7 protein-coding genes are annotated in these 8,673 nt (G+C 58.5%); 5 read left to right on the plus strand and 2 right to left on the minus strand.

Annotated features, from left to right (window positions below):
- Positions 1-40: 40 nt before the first annotated feature.
- Positions 41-919 carry a 2-hydroxy-3-oxopropionate reductase gene (locus tag ABH924_RS18930; RefSeq protein ID WP_404501308.1) on the minus strand — a complete coding sequence of 293 codons (879 nt, stop codon included), beginning with the start codon at positions 917-919 and terminating at the stop codon, positions 41-43.
- Between the two features lie 123 nt (positions 920-1,042).
- Positions 1,043-1,846 carry a hydroxypyruvate isomerase family protein gene (locus tag ABH924_RS18935; RefSeq protein ID WP_404501309.1) on the minus strand — a complete coding sequence of 268 codons (804 nt, stop codon included), beginning with the start codon at positions 1,844-1,846 and terminating at the stop codon, positions 1,043-1,045.
- Positions 1,847-3,480: 1,634 nt separating this feature from the next.
- Between ABH924_RS18935 and ABH924_RS18940 the strand changes: the two genes are divergently transcribed.
- The 5 genes from ABH924_RS18940 to ABH924_RS18960 all read left to right on the plus strand — a co-directional run bounded on the left by ABH924_RS18940 (position 3,481) and on the right by ABH924_RS18960 (position 8,547).
- Positions 3,481-3,888 carry a hypothetical protein gene (locus tag ABH924_RS18940; RefSeq protein WP_404501311.1) on the plus strand — a complete coding sequence of 136 codons (408 nt, stop codon included), beginning with the start codon at positions 3,481-3,483 and terminating at the stop codon, positions 3,886-3,888.
- A 175-nt stretch (positions 3,889-4,063) separates the two neighbouring features.
- Positions 4,064-5,560, plus strand: a complete 1,497-nt coding sequence (locus ABH924_RS18945; RefSeq protein WP_404501313.1) for a hypothetical protein — start codon at positions 4,064-4,066, stop codon at positions 5,558-5,560.
- Positions 5,560-6,222: an ABC transporter ATP-binding protein gene (locus ABH924_RS18950; protein WP_404501315.1), complete on the plus strand. Its 663-nt coding sequence runs from the start codon at positions 5,560-5,562 to the stop codon at positions 6,220-6,222. Before ABH924_RS18945 ends, ABH924_RS18950 begins: the two co-directional genes overlap by 1 nt.
- A 331-nt stretch (positions 6,223-6,553) precedes the next feature.
- Entirely contained in the window at positions 6,554-7,423 is an 870-nt protein-coding gene (locus tag ABH924_RS18955; RefSeq protein ID WP_404501317.1) for an ABC transporter permease, read from the plus strand.
- 134 nt (positions 7,424-7,557) lie between these two features.
- Positions 7,558-8,547: an Abi family protein gene (locus tag ABH924_RS18960; RefSeq protein ID WP_404501319.1), complete on the plus strand. Its 990-nt coding sequence runs from the start codon at positions 7,558-7,560 to the stop codon at positions 8,545-8,547.
- The last annotated feature ends 126 nt before the right edge of the window (positions 8,548-8,673 follow it).

The following is an 8,673-nucleotide window of genomic DNA, read 5'->3' on the forward strand; positions in this document are numbered from 1 at the left end:
TGCCCGGTTTTGCTTGTTTCCGGCCTGTCGCCGGGATGCTTTACTTGCGGCCGCTGAGCTGGAGGACCTGCTTGAAGAGGCCGGAGTGGTCCAGTCCGCCGTTGCCTTGGTTGACAGTGGCGGCGACGAGCTGTGCGACGACGGCGCCGAGCGGGATTGCGACGTTGGCTTCGCGGGCTGCGGAGGTGACGATGCCGAGGTCCTTGTGGTGGAGGGCCAGGCGGAAGCCGGGGTCGAAGTTGCGGTCGAGCATCTTCTGGCCCTTCTGGTCGAGGACCTTGGAGCCGGCCAGGCCGCCGCCGAGGACCTTGAGGGCTGCGTCCGTGTCCACGCCGTAGGCCTCAAGGAAGGCGATGGCCTCGCCGAGGACCTCGATGTTGACGGCCACGATCAGCTGGTTGGCTGCCTTGACGGTCTGGCCGGAGCCGGAGGGGCCGACGTGGACGATGGTCTTGCCGACGGCGTTGAGGACATCCTGTGCTGCTTCGAAGTCGGCTGCGTCGCCGCCAACCATGATGGACAGGACGGCGTCGACGGCGCCCTGTTCGCCGCCGGAGACCGGGGCGTCGAGGGGGCGGATGCCGGCTGCGACGGCGTCTGCCGAGAGGCGGGCGGCGACGTCCGGACGGATGCTGCTCGCGTCGATCCAGAGGGCGCCCTTCTTCGCGTTGGCGAAGACACCGTCCGGGCCGCTGACGACACCTTCGACGTCGGGGGAGTCCGGCACCATGGTGATGACGACGTCGGCGTCCTTGACGGCGTCGGCGATGCTCGTGGCGCCCTTGCCGCCTTCGGAGACGAGCTTGTCGATCTTGTCCTGGCTGCGGTTGAACCCGGTGACGGTGTGGCCGGCCTTGACCAGGTTGATGGCCATGGGGAGGCCCATGATTCCGAGTCCGATAACTGCAACGTTGCTCATGATTTTCCTTACTGAAGTCTTTGTTTTAGCTCAGGTGTGCTGGACCCAACTAGCTCGCAGTTGATGTCGTTTTGAGGGCTCTAAACGACATCAACTGCTACTCAGTTGGGCGGTTGGGGTTTGCTAGTGGGAGCTGGCGCGCTGGCGTATGGCCCAGCTGAAGGCCGTTTCCTGCGGTTCCTTGTATTCGAGGCCGATGAAGCCTTCGTAGCCGAGTTCGCGGCTGCGGGCGATCCATTCGCCGAGGGGAAGCTCGCCGGTTCCGGGAGCCCCGCGGCCGGGGTTGTCGGCGATCTGGATGTGGCCGAAGTCTTTGGCGTGGTTCTCGATGACCGCTGCGACGTCGTCCCCGTTGACTGCAAGGTGGTAGAAGTCGGCGAGGAGCTTGACGTTCGTGGCGCCGGATTCTTCCTTGACGCTGGCGATCACCTTGAGGACATCAGCAGCTTTGAGGAGCGGGTACTTGGGGGCGCCGCTGACGGGTTCGAGGAGGACGGTGCCGCCGATGCGTGCGACGCCTTCTGCGGCGCTGGCCAGGTTTTCGGCGCCGATGGCGTCCTGCTTTTCGGCCGATTCGCCTTCCACGCGGTTGCCGTAGAGGGCGTTGAAGGCCTTGCAGCCCAGACGCTCGCCGATGCCTGCGACAACGTCGATGTTGTCCAGGAACTCGGACGAGCGGGCGGGCCAGGAAACCAGGCCGCGGTCGCCGCCGGGCATGTTGCCGGCGTTGAAGTTCAGGCCCGTGAGCTGAACGCCAGCGTCCTTGATGGCGTTCTCGAACTCGGTTACCTGGGCGTCCGACGGGACGGAGGTTTCAAAGGGCCACCAGAATTCGACGGCGTCAAAGCCGGCAGCCTTCGCGGCCGCGGGGCGCTCGAGCAGGGGCAGCTCCGTCAGGAGGATGGAGCAGTTCACTGTGTACGTCATCGTAGGTGTCCTTCCGGGGGAGGGCTTGGGATCTATCTTCCGCTCGGCTTGGTCTCTTGGGCTAGTTCGCGGTGTTGAGTTTCCGCTTTGTGGAATTTAGATTCTGCTTTATGAAAAGTTTAGGGAAGGAGGGGGTAGGAGTCAAGGGGGTGTTCCGTGGGGATGGGGTTTGGGATACCACGTGGCGACGTTGGGTGCGCTGGGAGGGCGGGCTGGCTACGACCCTTGGATTCACGGCGCTGGATTACAAGGGAGAGGCTGTGCGGACGAGGGTGCGGAGGACGTGAGGGCGAATTTACGTTGGCCTGAGCATAAGGAAAAGTCGGGTTTCCATCTACGTGTTGCCATGCTGTCGTCTACGTGTTGCCACGTTTGACCACTTAGATTCGTCGACGGCACCACTTAATTCTTCGTTTTCAACACTGAGTCGCCATTTTCGCCCTTAGCCTTCCTCTACGGGTTCCGTTTTCAAACCGGAACCACAGATGGATTGGGGGATTCATGGAAAATCGCGTCTTGATTGCTCGGGAAGTCCCAGTGGCAACGGCAGCCCGTGCTACTGCGATCATCGCGCACCTGCTCCGGTCAGGGTTGCGGCGTTCCGCTGCGCGGGCGGTTATTGCCGGTGAAGGCGGCCTTCGGAATGGATCGAAATGCTCTGTTACCAAGACGAACTCCTGACAGCAATGAACGCAACTCCGGGTCGACGCTGGTTCAACATAGCTAGTGCGGTGCTCATCGTCGTGATATTCGGTGCACTCGCCAGAGCCGGCGTGTCGAGCTGGGTTATCGTCCCGGCGGTTTGCATCGAATTCGTATGCCACGGAACGCTTGTTGCCTCCTGGGCCCGAAAAGACGCTTTCGAAGCGTACAGACAAAGCGAACGCTCATGTGAACCCTAGTTATCCCTGTCTCCCAAGCGGCCGTAGCTAACTCCTTTGCGACGCCCGCTCGGCCCCCAGACCCGAGAAAGGTTCCGAAAATGATCTTTTCATCAGCTATCCGTAGGACGGCCACTGCTTTCGTGCTCGCGTGTGTCGCTGGCAGCACTATTGTCGGGCTCCTTCACCAACCGAAGACACCACCGCTTGCCTGGACCTCCTTGGCTCTTGGCGCGGTTGCCCTGGTCCTAGTGCTCACAACAAAGCGAAGTCCGAAGCGCGATGCTGGTCTGTTCGCGGGCAGCGGGATGGGCAGTGGCGTTTTCATGGGAGCGTCGACCGTTGGCTTCCCTGGGTCGCTTCCGATATGGCTTTGGACAATCGGCGCGATCTGTCTTGGAACCATGACTCTCCTCGTCGATCCGGAGGCGACCCAAAACAAATCCGTAAGTCATCTCTAGGCATCGGCGATGGGAAGGCTGTTCGTTCTCGCGCTGGAGCTGGTCCGCTTCGCGGAGTGCCTGATCCGGGGCCGAGAGCGGGCTCCTCCGTATTTGTAGTAAAGGACTCGCGAGCCGCGCTCCCGGACTAATTCCGTGCGGTCGGCTCAGGGTGGAGAACATGTTCGATATTCATGTCTGACCAGAAATGCGGTTGGAATTCCAAGGCGACCGGTAATTGAGAATGGGGAATCGAATGAAAATGGTTAGGAATGTAAGGAAGGCAGTCGCGGCAGGAGCGCTGACGACACTCATGGCAATTGGGGCGGCGTCGGGAGCGCAGGCCACTAGCGCGTCGGGCACCGCGTATTTCGATGACGGGCAACCGATCACGGCAAATATGTGGATCCAGCCGGTTTCAAATGGCGGCTGTGGGAGTTTTTCCTCGTCGGCGGTGATGAACGTATCACCTAACTGGATCCGCAACACGACCTCGTTCTACCAGTACGGAGTCGGGTCCATCAGCATCAAGGGTGTCAATGTATCGGGATCGGGAACCAGCAATCCGGCGACACTTCAGTGGACCAACAGTAACGGCGCTCGTGGATCCTATCTGAGTGGCACTGTCTGCATGGGTTGGGGGGCGTTCTACCTGGGTGCGGATGTGGCGGCCACCGCTTATTACTACGGCAATTTGCGTACTGCTTCCGCGCGCGTATGACGAAGAGATCGGCACTGCAGTAATGAAAAGAAGCCTAGGTATATACCGTCAAAGGTTGCAGCACATACGAAGCGCCAAACTGTTGTCGGTGCTAATCGTGGCTATGCTTTGCCTGCCTGCCTGCAGTGCCGGTCTCTCCGCGCCGGCTAACGATATGTCTGCCATACAAGAGGACTTGAAGAAGCTCGAGGGAATCAACGGTCTCATAAGGATGCCCGAAGGGGAGGGCCAAGAGCGTGGAGATCTGTACACCACGGCGGTGTACTCCGAGGACCTTAGTACCTACCTGCTGGCCGCGGACAGCGCCAATAAGAGTGTCCGTGAAGCGCTCAGCGAGCAGTCCACAGCCGACCTGCCGACGCTCTGGTCGGCGCTCAAGCTGATTAGGACTGCCGGCGCGGCTGTGCCTGCCGAATTGGAGAAGAAATTGGCCAATGCCGCGATGACTCCGAGGCAACAGGATGTAGGCGCGGAAATCGCCGCCCTGTGGTTTTGGATCGATATCGGTAGGATGCAAGGCTGGTCCGCGATTGCTGCAAAATCCTTTGTGGAAGAAGCGCTCGTACGGCTTGGCGCAATTGACGTCAACTCGATCGTGGACAAGCCCTATCTTCTGTGGCGTCTCTTCGATTCCTATTCGGCTCTGCAAAAGGAGAAACCAAGTCAATTGGAACGAGCGTTGAAGAACGTGGATTCCAGGAAGCTCCCTGGCGACTATGAGTCAACCCTTGACTTTCAAGCCGCTCTTGAAGTGAGAGCAACTCTTAGAAAGGATCTGGTCGTTCCAAATGACGCTAGAGAACATATCGTTAGGCTTCTGGATTCAAACCAGGTGCATGATGACGCGCTGATCGCCTCAATGCTGCGTTCCCTGGAATTGCTGAACGCTCAGACCGAGGCGCAACGACTTGTCAAAGACCGTATTGCACCCAGGGTCGACCAGAAGACCGGACTTATCCGTTCATCAACTCTCGCCAAAGGGTCAATCCATGGGACGTATCTTGCCGCGAGACTCCTCGACACGAGGTTTCCAGAGCTCGCAAGCGAGCGAACCCGAGACGAACTCGAACGAGTGCTGAAGGGCCCCGAAACCGATCTAGTCACTCAGCTCAAGGCGCTTGTGGCGCTTAAGCGCTCCGGCTCCTCATCCTGGGTGAGCTACGGTGCGGTCATCGAGCGGGGGAGGGCAGCGCTTCCGGCCGCCGTGACATTCGCAAATCTCAGCGGGTACATCGAGTTGGTAGACATTCTGGTGCAGCTTGAGCCCAATGCCTGGTTGCCTCGACTGGAGGCATTCGATGCAGATCCCGGAGTTGAAGACCTACTCTCCGGCGCTCTGATGGCGCTCTCCAACTCCATGTACTTCTCAAACAGCGAAGAAGTGAGATCAATGTTTCCGGCCGTCCAGTCCGCTCTCCCGCAGATTATCCGTTCCCCCAAAGGAAAAAGCCTGAACTATTTTCGGGCGTTGACCGCCATGACGAACGCAAGTCAGTCCGGACTCGGATCAAACGACTTCGACAAGGCGGCCGAGGAACTGCGGACTCTGAAAGGCTGTAAAGAATTCCCGTCTCTGTATCGGATGGAACCAGACAAAGCGTCACCGTGTAGCCTCTCGATTTCAGCTGCCATGATCGCGGTCCCGGGCGCCTATGACTTCGGGGAGAACTAATGAGCTCGGTTCTGCGTCTTGAAAACATCGCCAAGTCTTTTGCAGATGGGCGCGGGACGCGACAGTTGGTCCTTTCTGAAGTCAGCCTGAACGTCCAGGCAGGTGAAATCGTCTGGTTGCGAGGTGAGTCAGGGTCGGGGAAGTCCACGATCCTCAATATCGCAGGACTCCTCTCAACCCCCGATGCCGGCAAGGTATGGATCAACGGTAACGACAGAACCGATGCATCGTCCCGGACGGCTAGTCTTGTCCGCTCAAGCGAAATTGGAATGGTGTTTCAGGGCAGCAACCTCCTGCCCGAACTCACGGCGTTGGAAAATGTTCTTCTTGCCAGCAGCCACCCCATGACACGCGCAACGATTACGGAGCAGCTGGATCGCCTCGGTCTTGCGGCGGTCGCTGACCGGCAAGCGAAGAGGCTTTCCGGTGGGCAGCAACAAAGAGTCGCGTTTTGCCGCGCACTGATCAACGAACCTTCGCTGCTACTAGCGGACGAACCAAGTTCGGGTCTTGACGCGACAAACACTGAAGCCATCCTGGACGCCATGCGAACGGGAGCCGACGGCGGGTGCGGTGTCCTTGTCGCTTCGCATGACGAAGTCTTCCAGCATGTGGCCCACCGTCAGCTTCCTATGAAGGAGTTGCTCTTTGAACAGAAATAGAGTCTTTGCTGCGAGGTCAGTGCGGCTTTCTCTGTCGAAATTAAGGCCACTCGCGGTCCTGATGAGTCTTGGCATTGCTGTATTCATTTTCGCCGACAGCATCGTTGGGGCCGGCATAAGTTCATACTCAAACAAGATCACCACCAACTCCGCCCTGAATTATGTTGAGGTAACTTCAGTAGGTCCAGATTCAGCTCGAGAGATCACCGATGACTCGTTATCCCGTTTTGACCAAATCGATCATGTGGTGGGGTCCTCCGGCTGGGCACAAATTGACCTCGCCATAGAGGATCCTGCGAACTGGCCATCTCCGAACAACCCCGGTGCGTTCATGGGGACGCCATTTATCGGCGGCATCGCCCCAAAAGTACTGCTCGGAGACGTGCCTGGAGACGGCCCTGGGGAAGGCCAGATCCTGCTTCCCGACAAGGGTCAAGGCCAGAATTATGCTCAGCTGCTCGGCAAGGAAATGAACTTCGTGTACACGAAGGAAGTCGGGCCCGGCAACGGGGAACCCGTTTCCATTTCTCTCCGCGTCTCAGGTATCTATGACAACTCGTCGCCGGGTACGGATGGCGCGCAGGCCGCATACGTATCCAGCAAGGTACTCAAGTCAACACTCGCCAATGCCCGGCCGGATACCAAAGCGCTAACCTATCCCCGCGGATATGTTCGCGTTGATTCAGCAGACGAAGTGGTAAGTGTACAAAACCAGGTCCGGGCGCTCGGATACTCAGTGAACAGCGTCGCGGGCCAAATCCGGTCCCTGTCAGGACTGTTTGCTCTTCTTGCCCTTGTCAGCTGGGTGATCGGTGGGTTCCTGATCATCTTCTGCCTCGGCGTTGGAGTTTCTGTTGGTGGCAGTTGGATCAAGCAGAGAGCCCGCGAAGTGGGTCTCCTCAAAGCCATCGGCTGGTCGGGGGCCTCGATAGCAGGGGTTTACATGGTCGAGTTGGCGGCAGTGGGTCTCATCATTGGCGTTGCGGGTGCACTCCTGGGAACCTTTTGCTCCATCGTAGGAACGGCGGTCTTCAGCGGCCTACAGCTCGACCTCTTGCCGGTGGCTGCGTGGGCAATGCCCAACTGGCTGCTCGTGCTCGGAGCGCTCCTCTGCGTGCCTTTGTTCTTGTGCCTCGGAGCCGTTGGCCACGTCGCAAGACTCGCCCGGCTCGACGCAGATTCCTCGCTGAGGGACCTGTAGATCCGGAGCCTTGTCGCTACAGCAGCCCCTCCTGCACCCAGGGTTTTGTGGTCTTCGAGGCGTGATATTCTGGGTTCATCACGATCAGCCCGCTCGCCTCACGGCTCGGGCTGATTTTCTTTATCGGGGGAATCGTGGGTGAGTACGCAAAACAGTGGCTGTCGGTCGAAGACCAGATCAAGAAGCTTGCTTCACGCGGCGTGCGAATACCGGATGTCGGAAAAGCCTCGCAAGTTCTATGCGCAGTTGGATACTACCGACTGACCGGCTATCTCTACCCTTTTCGTGAGTCGAAGACGTACCTGGACTATGAAGGTCGGCAACGCGTGCAGATCCTCAACGAATATCGGTATGGGACTTCCATCGAGGACGCCGCAGCCCTCATCGACTTTGACCGACGGCTTCGCATGCTCATCCTTGACGGAATAGAGAGAATTGAAGTTTCCCTGCGAATGCAGATCGGCTATGTGCTGGGTCGCCGTTCTGCCTTTGCCCATCTCGATCCTGCAACATTCGTAAAGGCATTCACTGATCCGCAATTTGTTCTAGGTAACGAACCGAGCCTAAGCAAGCACGAGCAATGGATTGCGCGAATGCAGGCGCGGCAGAACGCGTCCGACGAGGCATTCGTTGCCCATTTCCGTGATAAGTACGACGGTCGGATGCCGATCTGGGCCGCCACCGAAATTATGGAAATGGGACAATTGAGTCGCTTGTACGGCGGCTTGGTTAATTCGATCGGAACGGAAATCGCCAAGGCGTACGGCGTGCCTTCCAAGAGGGTGATGAGTAGTTGGATCGCGAGTCTGAACTACGTGAGAAATGTGGCCGCTCACCACGCACGGATCTTCAACAGGAAGCTTGTGACCACCCCGAAGCGGCCAGGCAAGGGGCAAATTCATCTCCTCGATCACCTGAAGGACGAGGTTTCCTCGAAGCAGGTGTTTGGCCTGTATAACGCCCTAGCAGTGATGGCCTATTTGCTTCGTGCTATCGATTCGGGCAGTGACTGGGCTGGGCGCTTGGTCAAGCTAATCGAAGCGTTTCCCGGATCGCAGCACCTAACCAAGGCATCGATTGGGGTGCCGGACGATTGGACTGATCTGGAGCTTTGGCGATCTTAGCCCGGGGTTTTCATGGCAGGTCTGCCGGAGTGGTGTGTTAAACCGGTGAAAGGGTGCTCCGACAAGGGAAAATAGTGGTATTCGACGCCATATTTTCCTGATCGTGAGGAGCACCCTTTCGATGCA

The organism is Arthrobacter sp. GAS37 (assembly GCF_044908325.1).
In the GTDB taxonomy this organism is placed as follows: domain Bacteria; phylum Actinomycetota; class Actinomycetes; order Actinomycetales; family Micrococcaceae; genus Arthrobacter; species Arthrobacter ramosus.

Excerpts from the sequence above, each read along its gene's own strand:
- ABH924_RS18930 (WP_404501308.1), bottom strand. The coding sequence starts at position 919 with ATGAGCAACGTTGCAGTTATCGGACTCGGAATCATGGGCCTCCCCATG.
- ABH924_RS18935 (WP_404501309.1), bottom strand. The coding sequence starts at position 1,846 with ATGACGTACACAGTGAACTGCTCCATCCTCCTGACGGAGCTGCCCCTG.
- ABH924_RS18940 (WP_404501311.1), top strand. The coding sequence starts at position 3,481 with ATGGCAATTGGGGCGGCGTCGGGAGCGCAGGCCACTAGCGCGTCGGGC.
- ABH924_RS18950 (WP_404501315.1), top strand. The coding sequence starts at position 5,560 with ATGAGCTCGGTTCTGCGTCTTGAAAACATCGCCAAGTCTTTTGCAGAT.
- ABH924_RS18955 (WP_404501317.1), top strand. The coding sequence starts at position 6,554 with ATGGGGACGCCATTTATCGGCGGCATCGCCCCAAAAGTACTGCTCGGA.